Consider the following 22,061-nt stretch of genomic DNA (forward strand, 5'->3'; position numbering starts at 1 on the left):
CATCACCCCGTCGCCGCCAGCGCCTTCGCGCGGATCGCGGCGCGCAACGCGGCCGTGAGCGTATCCGCGTCCCAGCTGTCGTCGAAGCGCACCTCGTCGATGAAGAACGCCGGCGTGCCGTTGACGCCGCTGCGCACGCCGGAGCGGACGTCGGCCTTCACCTTGTCGAGGTGCGCGTGGCTCGCGAGCTCGTCGGCAAAGCGCTCGGTATCGAGCCCGAGGTCGGTGGCGTAGCCGACCAGGTCCTCGAGCCCGAGCGCGTCCTGTTGCTCGAAGAGTGTGTCGTGCATGGCCCAGAACTTCCCCTGCGCCCCCGCGGCCTCGGCGGCCTCTGACGCCGCGAGCGCGTGCGGGTGCAGCTCGGCGAGCGGGAAGTGGCGGAAGACGAAGCGCACGTCGCGACCCATCCGGCTCAGCACGTCCTGGAGCACGAGGTGGGCGCGTCCACAGTATGGGCACTCGAAGTCGCCATACTCGACCAGCGTGACGGGCGCGTCCGCGTCACCGAGGATGTGGTCGCCGGGGCCGACCGGCGGTGTCAGCTTGCTCATTTCGAACCTCCTAACTTGTCCAGCGCGTCGAGGATGCCGTCAGCGCCGGGGTTGATGCCGACGGGCGAGACGTAGCTCCACGCCACCTTGCCCTCCGCGTCGACGACGAACAGCGCCCGCTCGGCGATGCCGTCATGCGTGCGGTAGACGCCGTACTGCCGCGCCACCGCGCCCTTCGGCTCGAAATCGGCGAGCAGCGGGAAACGCAGCTTTCGGTCGCGGGCGAACGCGAGGTGGCACCACACCCCGTCGACGGAAACTCCGAGGAGCTTGGCGTGGTGTCGCTCGAATTCGCTGCGGACCTCGCTCTCGTTGTAGAGCGCCAGCTGGTCGCCGCACACGGGGCTCCAGTCGGCCGGGTAGAAGGCAAGGATGACCGGCTGCCCGCGGAAATCGCTCAGCGATACCTTCTGGTCGGGCGTGGTCGCCAGTGTGAAATCGGGCGCGGCCGCGCCCGGGCCGATCGGTTGGGCCATGATGGTTCCTCCCCCTACTTGCTGGCAGCATGGTGCTCTCACCGGGTACCGCAAGAAGCAATCTGGGCTCCCGGTCGAGCGGCCAGCGGCGGCGGTCGGCTCAGGGCGAGACGGTGATGAGGTCCTCGACGCTGTAGACCCCGGGCGCCGACCAGGCTGCTCTCTCGGCCTCCTCCCTCTCGGCCCACGAGCGCACGCTCCCGCGCAGGACGATCTTGCCGCCGTTCACCACATCGACGCTGATGCGCCGGGCGTCCATCTCGGCGCTGCGCTTGAGGGCGTCCTCGATCTTGGACCTGATCTCCGCCGGGGAGACGTGCGGCTTGACCGTGATCAAGTTGCTCACCCCGAGCACGCCTACCAGATTGCGGACGGCCTGCTCGGCCTCGTCCTTCTGGAACTGCCACTCCACCTCGCCCTCCAGCCTCAACCAGCCCTTGCTGACCGTGACCTTGATCTTGTCGGCCGGCACGAGCACGTTAGATCTGAGCGCGCTGACGGCCGCCGCAGCAATGTCCTCGTCGGTGCGCTGGCTGCTGCCCGGCAGCCTGACCTCGAGCTCGTTGGCGACGGCCTTGACGCCGTAGACGCGCTTGGCCGCCTGCTCGGCCGCGTACCTCTCCGCAAATGATTGCACGCGGCCGGTCAGGGTGACGATGCCGTCCTTGACCGCCACGCCGATCTCGGCTCCATTGACGCTCGGCTCCCACGCCAGCTCATCGAGGACATCCCGCTGCAGTTGTCTGTCGTCCATTGATGATCGCTCTCCTTTGCTTGCGTCGGTTCTGGCTTGTTCTTCCTGTACCGCCAGGCGGTTGGCTCACCCGGCCGGCAGCGTCAGAGCGAACGCAGCTGTACAACCTCGGCCGGGTTCTCCTTGGCGCTTGGCACGCGTGACCTTCCCCCGGGCCGGCCTCGCAGCCTTGGCCTTGCGAGCTTGCATCGCGCGAGCCACTCCGGCCCATGGCCAGGCCGCTCCCTTCTTCTCATTATTAATTTCAGCGGTCGAGAGGAGAGGCACTCGAGCGGCATGAACCGTCGATCGGGAGCCCTCGCGCTCCCTCCTCCTGTCTCGCCTGCGTGACCGGATGAATGGCAGTCTGGCACACGTCCGCTCCCGAGCGCTTCGATCCGGCGAACGCGAGGGGAGGCTCGCCGGCGCGCGTTGCGCACTTGCGCCGCCGGTGCGGTGCGCACGATTTATCCTCATTGCACACGCACGATTTATCCTCATTGCGCACGATTGATGCTTATATTGGTTGGTGGAGGAAGAAGGAGGGTACGATGGCCAATCTGAACATTCGCCGAGGCGAGCCGCTCGCGACCGCCTGGGAGCCTGCGCGCATGACGGATCCGCTCCGCGCGCTCGATCCTTTCCGCATCATTCGTGACCTCATGGGCGCCGACCCGTTCGCTGGCATGGTCCAGGCAGCGAGCACCGTGTTCGAGCCCAATGTCGAGATCAAGGAGACCAAGGACAGCTACGTGCTCAACCTCGACCTGCCCGGCGTGCGCGAGCAGGACCTCGAGGTCTCGATCACCGGCAACCGGCTCACGGTGAGCGGCAGGCGGGAGGAGGAGGAGCGGCGCGAGGACGAGCGGTTCTTCGCCTACGAGCGCTCCTACGGGGCGTTCAGCCGCTCGTTCGTGATGCCGGAAGGTGCCGATCTCGGCAGGCTCAGGGCCGAGTTCGGGGACGGCGTGCTCCGGATCACGGTGCCCAAGAAGGCGGAGATGCAATCGCGCCGCGTCCAGATCGGCGGCGGCAAGGAGGCGGGCGGAAAGGAGCTCCCGTCCGGACAGTCGGCCGAGAGGGGCGGGACGGCGGCCGAGAAGGGCGAGAAGAAGGCGGCGTAGGACCTGGGAAGTCGCCAGGTCTCGCCTGATCGTCCTCGCGACGGCGCGACGTCCGGCCAGGCCTTCTCGCCAGCCGGGACGCCGCGCCGGCTCCGGGCTCCGGGGCGATCCGGGACCGCGAATCCATGCGGGCTCAGGGGGACCACCGGCAGGTGGCCGATCAGCTCGTCAGGACCTCCACGGTGCCGAGGTGGCGTCTACGACGCAGACACAGCCGGGGAGGCCGCAGCGAGGCCGGAGGTCGAGCCCGGTCGCATCGGCGGTCGTGCCCAACGGAGTGACACATGAAGACCGACATCGAACTGCAACGTGACGTCGTGAGCGAGCTGTCGTGGGAGCCGAGCGTGAACGCGGCCCACATCGCCGTCTCGGTCAAGGCCGGTGTCGTCACCCTCCGCGGCCACGCTTCCACCTACGCCGAGAAACAGGCCGCGGAGGAGGCTGCCAGGCGCGTCTACGGCGTCAGGGCCGTCGTCAATGAGCTTGACGTCAAGCTGCCCGACAGGCGCACCGATGAGGACGTCGCCGCCGCGGCGGTCAGGGCGCTCGAGTGGAACATCCTCGTGCCAGCCGACAAGATCAAGGTCACGGTGAGCAACGGCTGGCTGAAGCTGGAAGGCGAGGTGAGCTGGCGGTTCCAGAAGAACGCAGCGGAGAGGGCCGTCCGCAAACTTCCGGGCGTGAGGGGGGTGAGCAATTTGATCACGGTCGGGCCGAGCGTCACACCGACGGAGGTGAAAGCTCGGATCGAGGAGGCCTTGAGGCGCAGCGCCCTGCTGGATGCCCGGCGCATCCGCATCGAGGTGGTGGACGGCGAGGTGACCCTGCACGGGGGCGTGCGCTCGTGGGCCGAGAGAGAGGAGGTCGAGCGGGTAGCCTGGGCGGCTCCGGGGGTCCACGACGTGGAGAACCTCATCACGGTCGAGGCGTGATGATGCCCGGAGATGATGCCCGGAGAGGCTCCGCGGCGCGAGACAGGCCTCATCGCCGCTGGGCGGCGGTCACTTGACACCGTTCACGGGCGGCACCTTGTTCGCCGTGGCCCGTGCCGCGCCCCGCATCATGCGCTCCCGGGGGAGTGAGCTAAGTGAGCTAGACGCTCATTGCGGCGAGCAGGCACGCCGGTGAGACGCTGGGCTTCGGTTCGCGATGAAACTTCAGCTCCAAGAAGAAGAGGAGGGCACGCACATGGCTGGTCGCTTGGAGGATCCTATCCGCACGACGAGCTTCGGATTGGGGTTGGTCGATGCTCATGCAGTGCAGGAGAACCGCGGTTCGTTCGTGGGGCTCGGCATCGCCCTCTTGGTGCTTGGCGTGCTCGCGATCCTCATGCCCGTGATCGCCTCGCTGGTCTCGGCCGTCGTCATCGGGGGCGTGCTGGTGGTGAGCGGCCTCCTCCAGGGCATCCACGCCGTCCGGAACCCGCGATGGGCCAACTCCGCCTGGTCCCTCGTGAGCGCCCTGGTCCAGATCGTCGCGGGCGTCCTGACCGTGGCGTTCCCGGTGACAGGCACGGTCACGCTGACCTTGATCCTCGCGGCGTTCTTCTTCGCAGACGGCTTCCTCAGGATCATCCGCGCCATCCAGCACCGCGACATGCCCGCCTGGGGTTGGCTCCTGTTCGATGGGCTGCTCTCGCTGGCGCTCGGGGTCCTGATCTGGTGGCGCTGGCCGAGCACCGCGGCGTGGGCGCTCGGCCTGCTCGTGGGCGTCAACCTCATCATCGGCGGATCGTCGATGCTGCTGATCGGGGTCAGTGCGCGACCCCGGCCCGTGGCCAGCGCGCGCGTGTGACCGGCGCGCCGCGCCCGGAGCGGCGCGCCACGCTCGTCGTTGCGGCGCTCGGCGTCGTCTTCGGGGATATCGGGACGAGCCCGCTCTATGCCTTCAAGGAGTGTGTCCACGGCGAGTACGGCGTCGCGCCCACGCCCGAGAACATCCTCGGCGTGCTCTCGCTCATCTTCTGGTCGCTCCTCCTCGTCGTGACCCTGAAATACCTCACCTTCATCATGCGCGCGGACAACCGGGGAGAGGGCGGGATCCTCGCCTTGCTCGCGCTCCTGCCCGAGCGGGTGCGGGCGCAGCGCTCGCCGCGGATGGGCTGGATGCCGGCGCTCGCCGTGTTCGGCGCGGCGCTCCTCTACGGCGACGGGATCATCACCCCGGCCATCTCCGTGCTGAGCGCCGTCGAGGGGCTCGGGGTCGCGACCACGCGGCTCCAGCCCGCCGTCGTTCCGATCACGTGCGCGATCCTGCTGCTCCTCTTCGGCGCGCAGCGCTGGGGGACGGCAAACGTCGGCCGGGTCTTCGGCCCGATCATGTTGCTCTGGTTCATCGTCCTCGCCCTGCTCGGGCTCCGGTTCATCGCAAGCGACCCGTCGGTGCTGGACGCCCTACGGCCGGCGCACGCCGTGCGTTTCTTCCTGAACCACGGCGTCCACGGCTTTGCTCTCCTCGGCGCCGTCGTGCTCGTCATCACCGGCGCCGAGGCGCTCTACGCCGACATGGGGCATTTCGGTCGCGGGCCGATCCGGAGGGCGTGGTATTGGCTCGTGCTCCCCGCGCTCGTGCTCAACTATTTCGGCCAGGGGGCGCTCCTGCTTGGCCATCCCGAGGCCGCCGGCAATCCGTTCTTCGAGATGGTGCCGCGGGGGATCCCCACCTACGGCCTGGTCGCGCTCTCGACCATGGCCACCCTGATCGCGTCGCAGGCGATCATCTCCGGCGCCTTCTCGCTGACGCACCAGGCGGTGCAGCTCGGATATTTCCCGTGGACCGCGGTGAAGCACACCTCCAGCGAGGTGGAGGGGCAGGTCTACGTGTCCGTAGTCAATTGGGCCCTGGCCGTCGCGTGCGTCGCGCTGGTCCTCGGCTTCAAGGCGTCGAGCCGCCTCGCGGCCGCATACGGCATCGCCGTGACCGGGACGATGACGATCACGTCCGTCCTTTTCTACGGCGTCGCGCGGAGGACCTGGCGCTGGCCTCGCGTGAAGGCGCTGCCGCTGCTGGTCGTGTTCCTCGCCGGCGACCTCGCCTTCTTCGGCGCAACCCTGCTCAAGCTGCGCGACGGCGGGTACATCCCGCTCCTCGTCGGCGCTGCCCTCTTCGGGCTGATGGCCATCTGGAAGAGGGGCCGCGCGCTGCTCGCCGAGGCTGTCGTCGAGACCGCCCCGCCGCTCGGCGCGTTTCTGCGGGAGCTCGACGCGAAGCGCCCCGCGCGCGTGCCCGGCACAGCGGTGTTCCTCACGAGCACGGACAAGACGCCGCCGAGCCTCGCGCACCACCTCGCGCGCAACAAGGTCCTGCACGAGACGGCCATTCTCCTCACCGTGCTCACAGAGCACGTGCCCCGCGTGCCCGAGGGGGAGCGCATCGAGCTCACGTCGCTCGGCGGCAACCGCTTCTACCGGCTCCGGATCCGCATGGGTTTCATGGAGAGCCCGCATGTCCCCTCCTGCCTCGTCGCCGCGGCGGAGCGGAGCGGCGAGCCGTTCGACGTCGACGACCTCACCTACTACGTCGGCCGCGAGACGCTCCTGGCGACCGACCGGGGCCGCATGGGCCACGTCGCCGAGAGCATCTTCGCGTTCATGTTGCGCAACGCGGTCCCGCGGTCCGCCTATTTCGAGCTGCCGCCGAGCCAGGTGGTGGAGATAGGGCTCCAGATCGATCTCTAGCGCGCCTCCGCAAGCGCCCTCTGGATCAGGCTGCCGGCGGGCGCGGCGGTTCGAAGCGCGTGGATGCCTGCGCTCAGCGCCGCTCGCTCTCGGACTGCCGCTTGAAGAACGCCGCTATCCTATCCTTCAGCTTGGCGAAGGCCGAGGTCGCGTCTTCCTTGTTCTTGAGCTGTGCCTCGATGTCCGACATGTCCTTGTGCAGGGCCGCGTATTCCGGGTCATTGCCCGCGTATCCGAGCTCCTTCGCGCGCTCGAGCTCGTGCCTGGCCGTGGCCAGAAGCCGCTGCGCTCCGTCCCTGTCCTTCTCGCGCAGGGCCTGGGCTTCGCTGATCGCGGCCTGCGCGGCGACGATCGGCAGCGGCCTGACACGGTCGATCACCACCAGGGTGTTGAGCGCCGTCTGCAGCACCACGCCGGCCTCCTTGGTCTTCTTCTGCTCGAGCAGACGGGCGGCCTCGCCAAGAGCGGCCGGATAGGTCGCGAGTGGCAGGTTGTAGACGCGGGTGCGGATCTCGCTGGTCAGACCGAAGAGCACCACCCGCGCCACCGGATAGTTCTTGTCCTCCACGGCCCTCCCCGCGGCTTTGGCGATCTCCTTGACGGCCTGAATGTCCACCGGCGCCACGTCGATGATGTCGACCTCCAGCTGGACAGGGATGAGGGCCGCCGCCGGGTTGCGGGCCAGGAGGATGCTGACTTTGCCAGTAGCCCGCTCGAGCGCCGCCGCCGCTTCATCGCGCTTGTCCTCCGCGATGGCCTTGAGCGCATTCCGGGTCTCAGTGATGGCCGCGATGGCTTCCTTGTCCAGCGTCTTCTCGCCCTGCTGCTCGGCCTCCTTCCGCTGCTTCTCTACCTCGGGCCGCATCTCGGGCTTCATTTGTCGCTCGCCTTCCTTCGGTTGCTTCTTGGTGTCAGGTAGCGCCTGTGCCTCGCTCGGCGCGAGGAGAGACGCGGATGTCCCGCCATGCTCCCGGGCGCGTTCGCACGAGGCCAGTCCCATGCACAAGGCCAAGGACATCGCCAGCACCGAACTCGATGTGCTTCTTGTGTCCTTCATCTGCTGTCCTTTCGGGTCTCGATCTCCGGTTGCCTGCCCACCAGCCGGCCGGACGCCGCCGAGCGTGCGTCGCTCAGCGTCCGTTAGCTCGCCACCTCTGCCCGGGTGAGCTTCTCCGCGACTTGCCGGTGGTCGCCCATCACCTCGACGGATTCTCCGTCCCGGAGCTTGACGTCGCTGAGGTGGTCCGGGTCCGTCGGGTCGGGTCGCACGGTCATGACGTAGGCCGGGTTGATGTACACGGCCGTTCCGGTGGCGCGCTCCATGAACTGCACAATCATCGGAGAACCTCCCTCCTCCGCTGCCTTCACTGCGAGCATGCCGCCGGGCCTCGGCGCGTCAATACCACATGATGCTCGGTATCGCGTTTGCGTTCCCTCCACGCAAAAGCGGAGGGACTGATGGAGAATCACGTGCGAACAGGCGCGCCGGAGGGGCACGCCCAAGACATCATCCTCGTGCCGGTCGACTTCGGGCAAGCGCTCGCTCCGAGCGCTCGACCTCGTGAAGCAGCTCGCCCCCTGCTTCAGCGCCGAGGTCGTCGTGCTCCACGCCTACAGGTGCTCGTCCAGGTCTACCCGGGGCTGCCGGTCGAGGCGCCCCCGTGGCCGGGAATCCACATGGAGGTGGAGGAGGCTGCGAGGCGGGCCCTCAACCGTTCGCCCGCGCACCCGAGACCAGCGCGAGCGCGCGTCGGGCAACGTTGTCGACTGTGATCCCATACTCCTCGAGCACCTTCCTGCCGGGCGCCGAGGCCCCGAAGCGAGGCACGCCGACGATGTCCCCTCGCTCCCCGGTCCAGCGCTCCCAGCCGAACGGCGATGCGGCCTCCACCGCCAGACGCGCGACGTGGGGCGGGAGCACGCCCTCGCGGTACGCGGCGGTCTGCTCCTCGAACAGGCGCCATGACGGCATCGAGACCAGCCGGACCCTGACGCCTGTTCGCCTGAGGATCTCCGCGGCGTCGACGATCAGCGCCACCTCCGATCCGCTGGCCATGAGCACGATCTCCGGATCGTTGGCGGATCCATCGCAGGCGAGCACATAAGCGCCCCGACGGAGCATGCTCGCCGGCGCGAACACGTCGCGATCGAGCGTGGGCACCGCCTGGCGGGTGAGCACCAGCAGCGTCGGCCGGCGGCGCTCCTCGACGGCCATCTGCCACGCCCAGCGGGTCTCGTTGGCGTCGCAGGGCCGGATGACCACGAGATCAGGAATGGCGCGGAGGGCGGCGAGGTGCTCGACCGGCTGGTGGGTGGGCCCGTCCTCGCCCACGCCGATACTGTCGTGCGTGTACACCCCGATCGAGCCGAGGCGCGCTCTCGCAGCGGGCCGAGAAGGAGCCCCTGGAGACCTTCCCCGCCGGCATGTGACGCCGGCGGCATGGCGCGCGTGATGCAGAGTCGGAGAGGGGGTTGTTCATGGCGGAATCGAGCGCCGAGCTCATCGCCGTCGGGAGGCTGTGGGTCGAGTACGTCGCCCACGGCCCATGGCTGCCGAAGGTGGGAGAGACGGTCGTAGCGACGGCCTTCGAGGAGATGCTCGGCGGGCGTGGCGCCCGGCAGGCCGTCGCGGCGGCGCGCCTGGGGTCGCCCGCGGCGCTCGTCGCGGCCATCGGGCAGGACGAGCGCGCGGACTCCCTGCTCCGCCGGCTCGACGGCGAGGGCGTCGCGACGCGGTGGCTCCGGCGCGACAAGGCCGTCTCGTCCGGCGCCGCGCTCGTCCACCTCGATCCGTCGCGAATGCGGCAGGCGATGATCTTCCCGGACCCGTTCCGGGCGATCTCGCCCCTCGACGTCGAGGCCGCTGCGGACGTCATCGCCTCTGCGCGCGCCGTGCTGGTCTCGCTCGAGGTCACGCGTGAGGCTGCGCAGCGGGCGATCGGGCTGGCGCGCATCGCGCATGCGCGCGTCGTTCTCGACGCGGCCGGCGCGATGGAGGCCCTCTCGGGCGACGAGCTGCAGGGGGTCGAGATCCTCCACGCGACCGCAAGGGAGGCCAAGGCGCTCGTGGGCGTCGAGGTCCGCAGTCCGGCGACCGCGATCGCCGCAGCCGAGGCGCTCCGCGCGCGCGGGCCCGGAGCGGTGCTGATCGACGCGGGGCCCGACGGGCACCTGCTCGTCACGGAGCGCGGCTCCCGGATGTTCCCCCGCCTCGCCGCGCCCAACGCCGACACCGAGGCCTCCGACGAGGTATTCGTCGCCGCGCTCGCCGCGGCGCGCGCCGAGGGACGCTCGCTGGAGGACGCGACCACGCTGGCGACCGCCGCGCAGTCTCTCGTGGGCCCGGAGCACGACGTCCGGGCGTTTCCGCGCCGGGGCGCCGTGCTTCGATTGCTCGAGGTCACCACGGGACGGTCGTGGGAGCTCGACGATGGCGCCTGACGGGGCCGTGGGCGCTCGGGCGCCAAGGTCGATGGGGAGCCCACGAGGACGAGGAAAAGCGCCGGAGGTTCAAGCTCGAGGGAGCGCTGACGCTGAAGCAGCCTTCCGGCGCCAGAGGAATCAGTGAGGAAGCGCTGTGCACGCGATCATTCTCGATCTCGATGGGACCCTGGTGGACACGGTCTATGCCCACGTTTTGTCGTGGCAGCGCGCGTTCGCCGAGGCGGGCATGCCGATCGACGCCTGGCGGGTCCACCGGCGCATCGGGATGAGCGGCGGGCTCTTCGCTCGCGCGGTGGCGCGCGAGGTCGGCCACCCGCTCGCGACCGAGCAGGCGCGCTTCGTCCAGGAGCGCCACGGCGAGATCTTCCAGCAGATCCTGCCGGAGCGACGCCCGCTCCCTGGAGCGGTGGCGCTGCTCCGTCACCTGCGCGATGCGGGGGTGCCGCACGGGATCGCGACCTCCGGACGGCGTCCGGAGATCGACGCCTCGCTCGCGGCGCTCGACCTCCCGCCGGGCATGGTCGTGGTTGCTCGCGGTGACGTGCGCCGCGCGAAGCCCGCGCCCGATCTCTTCTTCGCGTGCCAGCAGCGTTTGGGTGTGGCGGCCGAGGATTGCTACGTTGTCGGTGACTCCGTATGGGACCTGCTCGCCGCGCGCCGGGCCCGCATGTTCGGGGTCGGATTGCTCTCCGGTGGGTACGGGCAGGACGAGCTGCTCGCGGCGGGGGCGTACCGGGTGTACCGCGACCCCGCGGAGCTCGGCGCCGCGCTCGACGAACTCGGCGTCCTGCCCTGAGGACCGCCCGGCGGGTCGGCCTCCGCCGCGCGCAACGCGGCAGTCGACGGTCATGGCTCGTGCGCCCTTTCCCTCACTGGCCGCCGCCGCTCGCCGTGGCACACCGATGCCGAGCTCCGGCGCAGGGTCGAGCCGGATGCGAACCTGAATGCGCTCATCGACGAGGGCCGCCGCGCGATCGAGCAGCAGGACGACGCCCAGGTCGCGGCCGCGCTCGAGAAGGTGGAGAAGGAAGCGCACCGTATCGCCCGGGTGATGTACGATGTACGAGAAGACGGGCGCCCAGCCGCCCGGAGCTCCCGCGCCGCGCTCGGGGGCGCGCGATACCGGAGGGAAAGAGGGCGTGATCGACGCGGGGTTCGAGGAGACGGGGGCGTAGCCAGGTCCGATGCCGCGACGGCGAGCCGCCCGGCTGCGCCGTCTGCCCGGGGCGACCCCGCGCCACGGCGGCGCAGCGGGAGCCGAGCAGAGAGGATCAGCGCCCTCTCTGCTCGCGGCGACGTCTCAGAGCAGCTGTCCTGAGCTTGCCCGCCCTGACGGCCCGCCTCTGGAAGAGGAGAGGGAGGCTCTCGAGCACGTCGACCCGGTCCGCGATCATCAGCAGGATCGTGTGGGGAAGCTGGTGATCCGGGATCTCGTAGGCCACGCGGCGCAGCGCGCCACTCGCCCCCCTCGGCGGCAACGCCGTGCTGAACACCGGCGTCGGGCGGGCGAGCCCTGGGCGCCTGAGCACGCGACCCTCGATCGGCTGCCGCTCGGGCTCTGTCCAGTGCGCCCACGCCAGGAGGTGTGGCGGCGCCTCTCTCGGGACGCCGGGCCTGTCCTCCGGGCACAGATCAACTCCCCAGTACGGCTGCTCCATCGGCCGCGCGATCTCGGCTTCCATGATCGTTTCCTCCTCGATGAAAGAGCTCACTTGGCGCCCGACGGGATGAGCACGCATTTGAGGATCCCGTCGGACCTCGCCGCGAACAGGCGATACATCTCCGCGGCCGCATCGAGCGGGACGCGGTGCGTGATGAGCGCCCTCGGGTCGATGATCCCCTTGCGGATGTGCTCGAGCAGGTGGGGCATGTACCGCTTTACGTCGCATTGCCCGGTCTTGATCGTCAGTCCCTTGTTCATGGCCGCGCCCACGTCGACGAGGTTCCACGGCGGCCCGTAGACGCCGATGATCGAGACCCTCCCGCCGCGGCGGACCGACTGGATCGACCAGTTGAGGGCGACGGGCGAGCCGGCCTCGAGCATGAGCGTCTTGCCCAGCACGTCGTGCAGCGTCGAGCCGTTCGCCTCCAGACCGACCGCATCGATGCAGACATCCGGCCCGCGGCCGTCGGTCATCTCCCGGAGGACGGAGACGACATCAGGGACCTTGCTGAAATCGAGCGTCTCTGCTTGGTTGTACCGGCGCGCGAAATCGAGGCGGTAACCGACCGAATCGATGGCGATGACCCGGCGCGCGCCGAGGAGCCAGGCGCACCGCTGGGCCACGAGGCCGACGGGCCCGCAGCCGAAGACAGCCACCGTGTCCGCGGGGCCGATGTCTCCCATCTCCGCCGCCTGGTATCCCGTGGGGAGGATATCCGAGAGAAAGAGCACGTCCTCGTCCGAGAGGTCGTCGGGGATCTTCATGGGGCCGACGTCGGCGAAGGGGACGCGGACGCGCTCGGCCTGGCCGCCCTGGTAGCCGCCGGTGGTGTGCGAGTAACCGAAGATCCCGCCGGTGATCGTGGTGAGCGGGTTCGTGTTCTCGCAGGCGGAGGTGCGGTCTCGCTGGCAGAAGAAGCACGTACCGCAGGCGATGTTGAACGGCACCACGACGCGGTCGCCGCACTGGAGGGTCCGCACGGATGGCCCGACCTCCTCCACGACGCCGGTGAACTCATGGCCGAAGATGGTGCCGACGCGCGTGTCGGGCACGTAGCCATGATAGAGATGCAGGTCAGAGCCGCAGATCGTGGCGCGACTCACACGCAGGACCACGTCATTCGGATGTTGAATCCGAGGCTCCGGGTTTTCCTCGACACGGACGCATTTCGGCCCATGGTATGTGAGCGCCAGCATTCGCACCACCTCCCCTTTTGCTCGATGGGGGCGATGCAAGGAGCGAACCCAGCGCGCACGCTCATGGGTGCAACCGGCGTAGGCACCGGCGCTCCGCGATCTCGCCGCCCAGAGGCCAGGGAGGACGGTTGTCCATCGTTTGAAAACCCGGACATCTACCGCTGATCCATCGAGCTCCTGGTTCTGGCGCTTCGTCTCGTCGTGCGCCTTCCTCGAGGAGAGCGGGAGCTCCGTGTTCAACTCGAACGCGCAGCCATGTCGGTGCCACGACACATCGGGCGATGTTCTCGTCGGTGCGCTGGCAACTGCCCGGCAGCCTCACCTCGAGCTCGTCAGCCTTGAGCTCGCGAGCTTGCATCGCGTGAGCCATTTCGGACCATGCTCCGACCGCGCTCTTCCGTTCTGCGGTCGAGGAGAGGCACGCGAGCAGCATGAGCCGTCGCTCCGGAGCCGTCGCGTCCTCTCCCGCCTGCGTGACCGGATGAACGGCAGTCCGGCATGCGTCCGCTCCGGAGCGCGTCGATCCGGCGAACGCGAGGGGAGGCTCCTCGGCGCGCATCGTGCACTTGCGCCGCCGTGCGGCGCGCACAATTGATGCTTGCAGTGGAGGGGGAGAAAGAAGGAGGCTACGATGGCCAATCTAAGCACTCGACGAGGCGAGCCGCAGCAGTCGCTCGCCACCGCCGGGGATCCCACGCGCATGACGGCTCCGTTCCGCGCGCTCGATCCTTTTCGCATCATCCGCGACCTCGTGGGCACCGACCCGTTCGCCGGCATGGTCCAGGCGGCGCGCACGGCGTTCGCGCCCGATATCGAGATCAAGGAGACCAAGGACAGCTACGTCTTCAACATCGACCTGCCCGGCGTGCGCGAGGAGGACCTCGAGGTCTCGATCTCCGGCAACCGGCTCACGGTGAGTGGCAAGCGGGAGGAGGAGGAACAGCGCGAGGACGAGCGGTTCTTCGCCTACGAGCGCTCCTACGGGGCGTTCAGCCGCTCGTTCGTGATGCCCGAAGGCGCCGATCTCGACAGGCTGAGGGCCGAGCTCAGGGACGGCGTGCTCCACATCTCGGTGCCCAAGAAGGCGGAGATGCAGTCACGCCGCGTCCAGATCGGCGGCCGCAAGGAGGCGGGCGGCAAGGAGCTCGCATCCGGGCAGCCGGCCGAGAGGGCCGGGACGACGGCCGAAGCCGAGAGGGCTGCGACGGGCGAAAAGAAGGCAGCGTAGACCCTGGGAAGTGGCCAGGTCTATCCTGCTCGCGCTCGCGACGCCGCGGCGCAGGAAGAGGAGGGGATGCACATGGCTGGTCGCTTGGAGGATCCTATCCGCACGACGAGCTTCGGATTGGGGTTGGTCGATGCTCATGCCGTGCAGGAGAACCGCGGTTCGTTCGTGGGGCTCGGCATCGCCCTCTTGGTGCTTGGCGTGCTCGCGATCGTCATGCCCGTGATCGCCTCGCTGGTCTCGGCGGTCGTCATCGGGGGCGTGCTGGTGGTGAGCGGCCTCCTCCAGGGCATCCACGCCGTCCGGAACCCGCGATGGGCCAACTCCTCCTGGTCCCTCGTGAGCGCCCTGTTCCAGATCGTCGCGGGCGTCCTGATCGTGGCCTTCCCGGTGACAGGCACGATGACGCTGACCTTGATCCTCGCGGCGTTCTTCTTCGCAGACGGCTTCCTCAGGATCATCCGCGCCATCCAGCACCGCGGGATGCCGGCCTGGGGCTGGCTCCTGTTCGATGGGCTGCTCTCGCTGGCGCTCGGGGTCCTGATCTGGTGGCGCTGGCCGAGCACCGCGGCGTGGGCGCTCGGCCTGCTCGTCGGCGTCAACCTCATCATCAGCGGATCGTCGATGCTGCTGATCGGGGTCAGCGCGACCCCGGCCCGTGGCCAGCGCGCGCGTGTGACCGGTCCGCCGCGTCCGGAGCGGCGCGCCACGCTCGTCGTCGCTCAGCCGTACGGCTGCTGTCCATGAGGCCGGTCTCTGACATGTTCGGAGCGCCGGCGGGCGCGGCCGCTCGAAGCGCCTGGATGCCTGCCCTCAGCGCGACCCGTTCGCCCTGGTGTGGCCCTGGCGGAGGAGGAGGTCGAATCCGATGCGCATCAATGAGATCATGACATTCCCGGCCATCACGATCGCTCCAACCGATTCGGTCGCGCACGCCGAGGAGACGATGAACCGCGAGAAGATCGGGCACCTCCCGGTCACCGACGGCGACGTGCTGGTCGGGGTCGTCAGCCGGCAGGACGTGCTCGACGTGTCGCCTCCGAGCATCAGCATTCCGTCGGAGGACGACGAGATCGAGTACAAGGCCAAGCTCCACGTGTGCAAGATCATGCGCGGGGTGGTCGAGACGGTGCGTCCCGGCACAGACGCCGCCGAGGCCGCCGGCAAGCTGCTCGATCTGAAGGTTGGGTGTCTTCCGGTCATCGACGAACGATTCCACGTCGTCGGAATCGTCACCACGTCCGACTATGTCCGCCTCGCCAGAGACCTCCTGAGCCATACCTGAGCCATAGACGTCTCGAAGAGACGGGCGTCGTGCGCCCCTGATGCACCATCTACAACATCGACCATCGCCCCCGTCACGACTGCTGCAGATCGGCGCTATGAATCGCTGAACCGCGAGGCCATGCTCATGATCGGCGAAGCCGACATGGAGCTCCTCAGGGTGCGCTGCGATGCCTATGTCCTCGAGTAGCGCGACGCCTCGCGCCGGCGTGGCGCCGAGACACACCTTGACGGGACCGCCTTTCGCAGGCGCCGGACCGGCGGGCTCGTCGGGAGCGCCCGGATGGACGCCCGGCGCATCCGTGTCGAGTGCGGGAGGGCGAGGTGATCTTCCTCGGCCGCGTGCGCTCGTGGGCCGAGAAGGAAGAAGCCGAGCGGGCGGCATGGTCGGCTCCGGGCGTCCACTGCGTCGAGAACCTCATCACCGTCGAGCCGTGATAACGCCCCGGCGCAGCTCGCGAGGTGGGGGCTCCGGATCGATCTCCAGCGCGCCTCCGGCGCCCGAACTCGCGGGCGATCCTCAGCCATGCCTGACGAGCTGGACCGGCAGGATATAGAACAGCGCGATCAGGAGGATGATGAGCGCGCCGGCGACGGGGCTCCACCGTGCGACGAGGAACGAGGCGCCGTAACCGATCGGCCCTATGAGGTAGCGCTCGGTGGTCGCTCGGATGACATCATCGTCCAGCTCCGGATCGACCAGCCGGCGATTGTGGGTCGCGTGCAGCCATATGGCCAGGAACAGGCTCGCCGTGACGAACAGCGAGCTCGCGTAGACGAGGAGCGCCGTGCGCGTCCTGTCGTCGTGCGCGTGCCAGTAAACGCCGAGGAGCGCCGTCGGAAAGGGGATGAGCGCGATCGTCATCAGGAAGAGCACGTTGAGCTTGAGGAAGACATGGTCCGTGCGCCGGAACAGCCTGAAGACGTGGACGTGGTGGCTCCAGTAGATCCCGAGGTACACGAAGCTCATCACGTAGCCCACGTAGACGGGCCACTGCGTCGCCAGCGCATCCAGGAGCCGAGCTGAGTCGGTCAGCCCTCGAGGGATCTTGAGCTCGATCACCGGCAAAGTCGCCGCGATCGCGAACACCGCGTCGCTGAGCGCCTCAATGCGGCTCGTCCCCTCGTGCGTCGCGAGGACGAGGGCGAGCCTCCGGCGTCGGTGCGGTCTCAGGCGCTCGCCGGGAGCGCTCGCCAGAGGGGCCGTCATGGGCTCGTTCGCCCTCTCCCTCGCTGGCCGCCGCTCGCCGTGAGCAGCCACGTCTCCACGGCGTGCGCGAAGCCCTCGTCGTCGTTCGACAGCGTGATGAAGCGCGCTTGCCGCTGCACGACGGCGCGCGCGTGCCCCATGGCGATGCTGAGCCCGCTCTCCCGGAACATGAACACATGGTCCGGCAGCTCGCCGATCGCGGCGATGGCCGCACCGGAAATGCCGAGGTGTGCTACGCCGGCCCAGCACCCGAGCGTGCTCGTTCCGACGGGCGACGCGACGACGCGGCGTGGGGCGACGTGGCGTGAATCGAGCGCAGGAGCCTCCCGGCTCGTACCCTGGAGCGCGCTCGAGGGCAAAGGACGGTGACGAGCGTCGCCGGCGGCACGGGGCGCCGCGCGCTGCACAGGGCACTTCGTGCACGGGCGTGCTCGCCGCGAGGACGGGCGCGGCATGCACGCGACGCCGCGGCGAGGAGCTCTCCGGGGTCCTTGCTGCCGCAGCGCTGAGCGCGGCCCTGCGCCGTCCCTGTGCAGGTTGCGCATGCGGCGGGTCTGGTCCGATGATCGCTTGAGTTGACTCCATGCTCGATCGAGTCGTCGCCTACCTGAGGACGCACGGCGTACCGTTCCGTCTCTCCAGCCATCCATCGCCCGAGCCGCGCCCGGCGGTCGCGCACTGCGTCCCCCCGGGCGGCCTCGCAGTAGAGACGCAGGTGCTCGTCGTCGGCGGGCAACCTGCCATCGCCTGCCTGCCCCGGGGGGAGAGGCTGAGCCTGCCGGAGCTCAGGCACGAGCTCCGCGCGGAGGTGATCGAGGGCAGCCCCGCGGATCTGAAGCCGCCCTACTCGCAGGCCGGCGGGCAGATCCCGCCGCTCGGTGGGGCGATGGGCGCCCTCACCCTCATCGACGAGCGGCTGACGAGCGCGTCCGCCATCGTGTTCACGGCCTTCTCCCCGAACGACTGCATCGAGCTCTCGTATGACGAATTCGCGCGCCTCGAGCGCCCGCGCGTCGCCTCGTTCACGATCGGCGGCGAGCTCCCGGAGCATGCCGAGCCGCAGGAACCCAACAAGAAGGTCGCGTAGGTTACCATGGCCAAGATCATCGGAATCGACCTGGGTACGACGAACAGCGTCGTCGCCGTGATGGAGGGGAAGGAGCCCAAGGTCATCCCCAACCAGGAGGGCTCGCGCCTCACCCCGTCCGTCGTCGCCTGGGACGAGCGGGGCGAGGTGCTCATCGGGCAGATCGCCAAGCGCCAGGCGGTCGTGAACCCCTTCGGCACCATCGCCTCGGCGAAGCGCTTCATCGGGCGGCGCTTCGAGGAGGTCACGGAGGAGGCCAAGCGCGTGCCCTTCAAGGTCGTCAAGGCGAAGAACGGCGACGCCGCATTCGAGGTGCGCGGCAAGGTCATCTCGCCGCCGGAGGTGTCGGCGCACGTCCTTCAGAAGCTCAAGAAGGCGGCGGAGGAGTACCTCGGCGAGAGCGTCTCGGCGGCCGTCATCACCGTCCCCGCGTACTTCAACGACGCGCAGCGCCAGGCGACCAAGGACGCCGGGCGCATCGCGGGGCTCGACGTCAAGCGCATCGTGAACGAGCCGACGGCCGCGGCGCTCGCGTACGGCCTCGACAAGAACAAGCACGAGATCATCGCCGTCTACGACTTCGGCGGCGGCACGTTCGACATCTCCATCCTCGAGGTGAGCGACAGCGTGGTGCAGGTGATCTCGACGAACGGCGACACCCACCTCGGGGGCGACGACATCGACCACCTGGTGATCGACTGGCTGGTCGCCGAGTTCAAGCGGGACACGGGCATCGACGTATCGGCCGACAAGATGGTCGTCCAGCGCCTCAAGGACGCGGCGGAGCAGGCGAAGATCGAGCTCTCCAACGTGCAGGAGACCACCATCAACCTCCCGTTCCTCACCGCGGACGCTTCGGGCCCCAAGCACCTCTCGAAGGTGCTCACCCGCTCGCGGCTCGAGCAGATGATGAAGCCGCTCGTGGACCGGACGATGGAGCCCGTGCGCCGGGCCCTCGGCGACGCGCAGAAGACGGCCCAGCAGATCGACGAGGTCGTCCTCGTCGGCGGCTCCACCCGAATCCCCTTGGTTCAGGAGACGGTCCGGAGCTTCTTCGGCAAGGAGGCGCACAAGGGTGTCAACCCCGACGAGGTCGTGGCCGTCGGCGCGGCCGTGCAGGCCGGCGTGCTCTCCGGAGAGGTCAAGGATCTCCTGCTCCTCGACGTCACGCCGCTGTCGCTCGGCGTGGAGACGCTCGGAGGCGTGATGACGCCGATGATCCCGCGCAACACGACGATCCCGGCGCAGAAGAAGGAGGTCTTCTCCACCGCGGCCGACGGCCAGCCCTCGGTGGAGGTCCACGTCCTGCAAGGGGAGCGGGCCGAGGCGCGGTACAACCGGACGCTCGGTCGCTTCCACCTCGACGGCATCCTGCCTGCGCCCCGCGGGGTGCCGAAGATCGAGGTGGCGTTCGACATCGACGCGAACGGCATCCTCTCGGTGCACGCCAAGGACATGGCCACCGGCAAGGATCAGCGCATCACCATCACCGCGTCGGGCGGGCTCAAGGAGGACGAGATCGAACGGATGGTCGCCGAGGCGCAGCGCAACGAGGCCGAGGACGCGAGGCGCCGCGAGGAGATCGAGCGCCGGAACAAGCTCGACACCCTCTGCTACACGCTCGAGAAGACCGTCGCGGAGAACAAGGACAAGCTCGCCGACGCCGACGTCGCGGCCCTGAATGCGCTCATCGCCGAGGGCCGTCGCGCGATCGAGCAGCAGGACGACGCCCAGGTCGCGGCCGCGCTCGAGAAGGTGGAGAAGGAGGCGCACCGCGTCGCCCGGGTGATGTACGAGAAGGCGGGCGACCAGCCGCCCGAGGCTCCGGCGCCGCCCTCGGGGGCGCGCGATACCGGAGGGAAAGAGGGCGTGATCGACGCGGAGTTCGAGGAGACCGGGACGTAGGCAGGTCCGATATCGAGGCGGCGAGCCGCCCGGCTACGCCGTGCTCCTGAGGAGTGCAACTGGCGTAGGCATCGGCGCGCCGCGCGCTCGTCGCCCGGAGGCCAGGGCCGGCGGTTGTCCATGGTTTGCGGAAGCGCTGGCGCGTGGGCGGTCCTCGGTGGTCCTGGATGCCTGCGGCGTCAGCGCCGCTCGCTCTGGGTGCGGGCCAGGAGGATGCTGACTTTGCCGGTAGCCCGCTCGAGCGCCGCCACCGCGTCGTCGCGCTTGTCCTCCGCGACGGCCTTGAGCGCATTCCGGGTCTCTGCGATAGCCGCGACGCCTTCCTTGATCTCCGCAGCCGCTCCCCGCGTACCGCGTACCCACCTTCCGGCGGCCGTGAGTCTTGCTATCGGCGTCTGCCTGTTAAGCCCTCCGGTTCCGTCGGAAGTCCGAGAAGCCGACCGATCGCCTCGTGGACGACACGGGCCGCATCCTCATCGCCGAGGGCGACGGCACGGCTCAGCGTGCCCGCGAGCGAGGCGACCACGGCGGCCCGATGCGACGGGTCGGCCGGTGCGAGCCCGCCAAACTCAGGCGTCGGCGGTTGGGCCCGGATTGGGTCGATGCCTTCCGAAGGGTTGCGATCGGTGGTCTGGTACCCCCAAGATCCCGGCTGAAGCGACGGATCGCGACGGTTCGGCACCGCAAATTCGTGCCTCCATCAAAAGATGGGTCGCACCCATCTCCGCGATGGACGTGCCGCCAGGAATTCCCGGCGGGAGAGGCGCGAACTCGAAGCTGCCATCCGCGAGATCGAAGCCTGGTCGGTGGGTGGGATGGTGAAGGCGAGCCGCCAGCCTCCATGGTCGCTTGGGCCTCCAGCTTCCTGGATAGCTGGCTCGTGGACTCGGATTCCGAAGCTCCCTCGTAGCCGTCGTGGAGCTCTGCGCCGTCCTCGCCGGGACGTGACTTCGGCTATTCGGGAAACCTAAGCGTCTTGTGGGCCTCGCCGCTCTCTCCCACCGTCGTGCTGCCATCGTGGTTCCAGCTGGTGCCGCCCTTGCCCGGCTGTCCGGTCTCGATGGTGACGCCCTCGAGCGTGAGCTGGTCCTCGTCGAGGTAGGCGACGCCGATCGAGTCGCCGCCGCGCCCGGGGCCGCCGTAGCCGCCTGGCCCTCCTTGGCCGCCCCGGCCGCCGAAACAGGCGGCGAGTTCATCCTCGAGCGTTCCGCCCGGTGCGCCTCGGCCGCCTATGCCGCCGCGCTGAGGTTCCCCGCCGTCGCCGCCATTGCCGCCGAAGTCCGCCGTGATTTTGGTGTCGCGCACGGTCACCCGGGCGTGAAGCACGAGGACGCCGATGGATGGCGGTGCGTTCGCTCCCCCGCGGCCTCCTCTGCCTCCGCAGCCGCCGGCCCCTCCCGAGCCGCCTGCTGGGCCTCCCTTGGAGGCCACACCGCACACGGCGAGCCCGCCCCAGCGACCGCCGCCGCCGCCGCCGCCCTGGCCCGGCGTGCCCCAGGTCCCCTCGGCCCCCGTGTCGCCCTCCCATCCTGCCTCGGTGAGGCGCCCGATGCCCTTGCCGGGCGCGCCTTGCGTCCCCGGAGCCCCCGGGCCCCCCTCGGATCCGCTGCTGCAACTGACGTTGTCCCGCTCCCCGATACCACCGCGTGCGGGCGGCAAAAGGTCGGCGGGCTCCCCGTCGCCTCCGTCCTCGGCGCTTTCGGGCAGCCCATCGCCTCCCTTGCCACCGATGCTCGTGAGCCCGCTCTCGCACCGGTTCACGACCGCAGGGCCGCCGGCGACGACGGCCGCAGTGCACGCGTCCCCACCGAACATGCCATCCGGTCCGGTGGGTTGCGAGGTCTTCCACTTCTCGCCAGCCTCCCCTCCCAGTCCACCGCGGGCGGAGATCTCGCTGCGGAGGATCTCCACCGCCGTGTTCGACTGAACGAGCACTCCGACCAGGCCCGCCGACCGGACGTAGAGATCGGCGAGCGTCGACACCCCGTCCGCGGCCCCCGTGTCCTCGGGGCCCGCAGGCTCGACGATCACCATGGGGCCGAAGACCCGATCGTGAGTAAACGTGGTCTGTGGGCGTAGAGGGTCGCGATCCCATCTCCGGCAGTGGAAGCCCCCGAGGAGATCCACGCCGGAGGGCACCCGGATCTCCTCCACGACGAATCCGTCGTTGCAGAGGAACACGCGCCCTCGTCCAGCGCGCGCGAGCTCGATGGCGCGCGCGACGGTGTACACCGGCTTCGCCTTCGTTCCGGGGTTCCTGTCGTCGCCGAAACCGTAGTTTCCGGCGAGGAACACGCCGCAGCCGTCGTCGAGGATATCGGCGGCGACGTGCTCGACGCAGACCGACTCGGGAGGCGGCTCGTCCTCGCACGAGGTGCCTTCACACGGCGTCACGCCAGGGTCGTTCACACCGGGAGCAGTTCCGCAGCCAGTGGCCCACGGCGACAAGAGAAGGACGAAGGTAGCAGCGGTGGTCTTCCTCATG

Annotated in this window: 23 protein-coding genes; 12 read left to right on the top strand and 11 right to left on the bottom strand. The window is 69.2% G+C overall.

The features are described from left to right. Positions 1 to 2 precede the first annotated feature (2 nt). From WMF14_RS08710 to WMF14_RS08720, 3 genes are all read right to left on the bottom strand, one after another. Positions 3 to 551: a DsbA family protein gene (locus WMF14_RS08710; protein ID WP_437799976.1), complete on the bottom strand. Its 549-nt coding sequence runs from the start codon at positions 549 to 551 to the stop codon at positions 3 to 5. Further along, positions 548 to 1,027: a redoxin domain-containing protein gene (locus tag WMF14_RS08715; RefSeq protein WP_437799978.1), complete on the bottom strand. Its 480-nt coding sequence runs from the start codon at positions 1,025 to 1,027 to the stop codon at positions 548 to 550. The genes WMF14_RS08710 and WMF14_RS08715 overlap by 4 nt, the downstream gene beginning before the upstream one ends. 100 nt (positions 1,028 to 1,127) lie before the next feature. After that, complete coding sequence (locus WMF14_RS08720; protein ID WP_437799980.1) at positions 1,128 to 1,781, bottom strand: BON domain-containing protein; 654 nt, start codon at positions 1,779 to 1,781, stop codon at positions 1,128 to 1,130. 530 nt (positions 1,782 to 2,311) lie between these two features. On the opposite strand from WMF14_RS08720, the gene WMF14_RS08725 reads away from it, so the two are divergent. The 4 genes from WMF14_RS08725 to WMF14_RS08740 all read left to right on the top strand — a co-directional run bounded on the left by WMF14_RS08725 (position 2,312) and on the right by WMF14_RS08740 (position 6,561). Beyond that, the gene (locus WMF14_RS08725) at positions 2,312 to 2,884 is read left to right on the top strand and encodes an Hsp20/alpha crystallin family protein (protein WP_437799982.1); all 573 of its coding nucleotides are present in this window, start codon (positions 2,312 to 2,314) and stop codon (positions 2,882 to 2,884) included. Between the two features lie 284 nt (positions 2,885 to 3,168). Continuing rightward, positions 3,169 to 3,816 carry a BON domain-containing protein gene (locus WMF14_RS08730; RefSeq protein ID WP_437799984.1) on the top strand — a complete coding sequence of 216 codons (648 nt, stop codon included), beginning with the start codon at positions 3,169 to 3,171 and terminating at the stop codon, positions 3,814 to 3,816. Positions 3,817 to 4,141: 325 nt separating this feature from the next. Next, positions 4,142 to 4,678, top strand: a complete 537-nt coding sequence (locus WMF14_RS08735) for an HdeD family acid-resistance protein (protein WP_437799986.1) — start codon at positions 4,142 to 4,144, stop codon at positions 4,676 to 4,678. Next, positions 4,675 to 6,561 carry a potassium transporter Kup gene (locus WMF14_RS08740; RefSeq protein WP_437799988.1) on the top strand — a complete coding sequence of 629 codons (1,887 nt, stop codon included), beginning with the start codon at positions 4,675 to 4,677 and terminating at the stop codon, positions 6,559 to 6,561. Before WMF14_RS08735 ends, WMF14_RS08740 begins: the two co-directional genes overlap by 4 nt. A gap of 73 nt (positions 6,562 to 6,634) precedes the next feature. Here WMF14_RS08740 and WMF14_RS08745 read toward each other — a convergent pair whose 3' ends face one another. The 3 genes from WMF14_RS08745 to WMF14_RS08755 form a co-directional block, all read right to left on the bottom strand. Beyond that, positions 6,635 to 7,618, bottom strand: a complete 984-nt coding sequence (locus WMF14_RS08745) for a YfdX family protein (RefSeq protein WP_437799989.1) — start codon at positions 7,616 to 7,618, stop codon at positions 6,635 to 6,637. An 83-nt stretch (positions 7,619 to 7,701) separates the two neighbouring features. Continuing rightward, on the bottom strand, positions 7,702 to 7,899 hold the full coding sequence (locus WMF14_RS08750) for a hypothetical protein (protein WP_437799991.1): 198 nt from the start codon (positions 7,897 to 7,899) through the stop codon (positions 7,702 to 7,704). A 370-nt stretch (positions 7,900 to 8,269) separates the two neighbouring features. Beyond that, positions 8,270 to 9,019 carry a transketolase-like TK C-terminal-containing protein gene (locus WMF14_RS08755; protein WP_437804165.1) on the bottom strand — a complete coding sequence of 250 codons (750 nt, stop codon included), beginning with the start codon at positions 9,017 to 9,019 and terminating at the stop codon, positions 8,270 to 8,272. 20 nt (positions 9,020 to 9,039) lie between these two features. On the opposite strand from WMF14_RS08755, the gene WMF14_RS08760 reads away from it, so the two are divergent. After that, positions 9,040 to 10,002 carry a PfkB family carbohydrate kinase gene (locus WMF14_RS08760; protein ID WP_437799993.1) on the top strand — a complete coding sequence of 321 codons (963 nt, stop codon included), beginning with the start codon at positions 9,040 to 9,042 and terminating at the stop codon, positions 10,000 to 10,002. Between the two features lie 136 nt (positions 10,003 to 10,138). Next, entirely contained in the window at positions 10,139 to 10,801 is a 663-nt protein-coding gene (locus tag WMF14_RS08765; RefSeq protein WP_437799995.1) for an HAD family hydrolase, read from the top strand. Positions 10,802 to 11,276: 475 nt separating this feature from the next. On the opposite strand, the gene WMF14_RS08770 is transcribed toward WMF14_RS08765, so the two are convergent. Together WMF14_RS08770 and WMF14_RS08775 are read right to left on the bottom strand one after the other, a co-directional pair. Next, complete coding sequence (locus WMF14_RS08770) at positions 11,277 to 11,687, bottom strand: hypothetical protein (RefSeq protein ID WP_437799997.1); 411 nt, start codon at positions 11,685 to 11,687, stop codon at positions 11,277 to 11,279. Positions 11,688 to 11,713: 26 nt separating this feature from the next. Further along, positions 11,714 to 12,865 (bottom strand): zinc-dependent alcohol dehydrogenase, encoded by a 1,152-nt coding sequence (locus tag WMF14_RS08775; RefSeq protein ID WP_437799999.1) that lies wholly within the window; start codon positions 12,863 to 12,865, stop codon positions 11,714 to 11,716. Between the two features lie 631 nt (positions 12,866 to 13,496). On the opposite strand from WMF14_RS08775, the gene WMF14_RS08780 reads away from it, so the two are divergent. From WMF14_RS08780 to WMF14_RS08795, 4 genes are all read left to right on the top strand, one after another. Continuing rightward, complete coding sequence (locus tag WMF14_RS08780; RefSeq protein ID WP_437800001.1) at positions 13,497 to 14,093, top strand: Hsp20/alpha crystallin family protein; 597 nt, start codon at positions 13,497 to 13,499, stop codon at positions 14,091 to 14,093. A 141-nt stretch (positions 14,094 to 14,234) separates the two neighbouring features. Beyond that, positions 14,235 to 14,837 (top strand): HdeD family acid-resistance protein, encoded by a 603-nt coding sequence (locus WMF14_RS08785; protein ID WP_437800003.1) that lies wholly within the window; start codon positions 14,235 to 14,237, stop codon positions 14,835 to 14,837. 121 nt (positions 14,838 to 14,958) lie between these two features. Then, positions 14,959 to 15,375, top strand: coding sequence for a CBS domain-containing protein (locus WMF14_RS08790; RefSeq protein WP_437800005.1), 417 nt, complete (start codon positions 14,959 to 14,961; stop codon positions 15,373 to 15,375). A 323-nt stretch (positions 15,376 to 15,698) separates the two neighbouring features. Beyond that, positions 15,699 to 15,812, top strand: a complete 114-nt coding sequence (locus WMF14_RS08795) for a BON domain-containing protein (RefSeq protein WP_437276791.1) — start codon at positions 15,699 to 15,701, stop codon at positions 15,810 to 15,812. 82 nt (positions 15,813 to 15,894) lie between these two features. On the opposite strand, the gene WMF14_RS08800 is transcribed toward WMF14_RS08795, so the two are convergent. Together WMF14_RS08800 and WMF14_RS08805 are read right to left on the bottom strand one after the other, a co-directional pair. After that, complete coding sequence (locus WMF14_RS08800; RefSeq protein WP_437800008.1) at positions 15,895 to 16,584, bottom strand: TMEM175 family protein; 690 nt, start codon at positions 16,582 to 16,584, stop codon at positions 15,895 to 15,897. Continuing rightward, positions 16,581 to 17,234, bottom strand: a complete 654-nt coding sequence (locus WMF14_RS08805) for an HAD family hydrolase (protein ID WP_437800010.1) — start codon at positions 17,232 to 17,234, stop codon at positions 16,581 to 16,583. Before WMF14_RS08805 ends, WMF14_RS08800 begins: the two co-directional genes overlap by 4 nt. Between WMF14_RS08805 and WMF14_RS08810 the strand changes: the two genes are divergently transcribed. Beyond that, entirely contained in the window at positions 17,168 to 17,671 is a 504-nt protein-coding gene (locus WMF14_RS08810) for an aminoacyl-tRNA deacylase (RefSeq protein ID WP_437804474.1), read from the top strand. The genes WMF14_RS08805 and WMF14_RS08810 overlap by 67 nt on opposite strands. 6 nt (positions 17,672 to 17,677) lie before the next feature. Further along, positions 17,678 to 19,576 (top strand): molecular chaperone DnaK, encoded by a 1,899-nt coding sequence (dnaK, locus tag WMF14_RS08815; RefSeq protein ID WP_437800012.1) that lies wholly within the window; start codon positions 17,678 to 17,680, stop codon positions 19,574 to 19,576. Positions 19,577 to 20,530: 954 nt separating this feature from the next. On the opposite strand, the gene WMF14_RS08820 is transcribed toward dnaK, so the two are convergent. Next, positions 20,531 to 22,060: a hypothetical protein gene (locus WMF14_RS08820; RefSeq protein ID WP_437800014.1), complete on the bottom strand. Its 1,530-nt coding sequence runs from the start codon at positions 22,058 to 22,060 to the stop codon at positions 20,531 to 20,533. Position 22,061: the final 1 nt, after the last annotated feature.

The organism is Sorangium sp. So ce693 (assembly GCF_051521375.1).
In the GTDB taxonomy this organism is placed as follows: Bacteria; Myxococcota_A; Polyangia; order Polyangiales; family Polyangiaceae; genus Sorangium; species Sorangium atrum.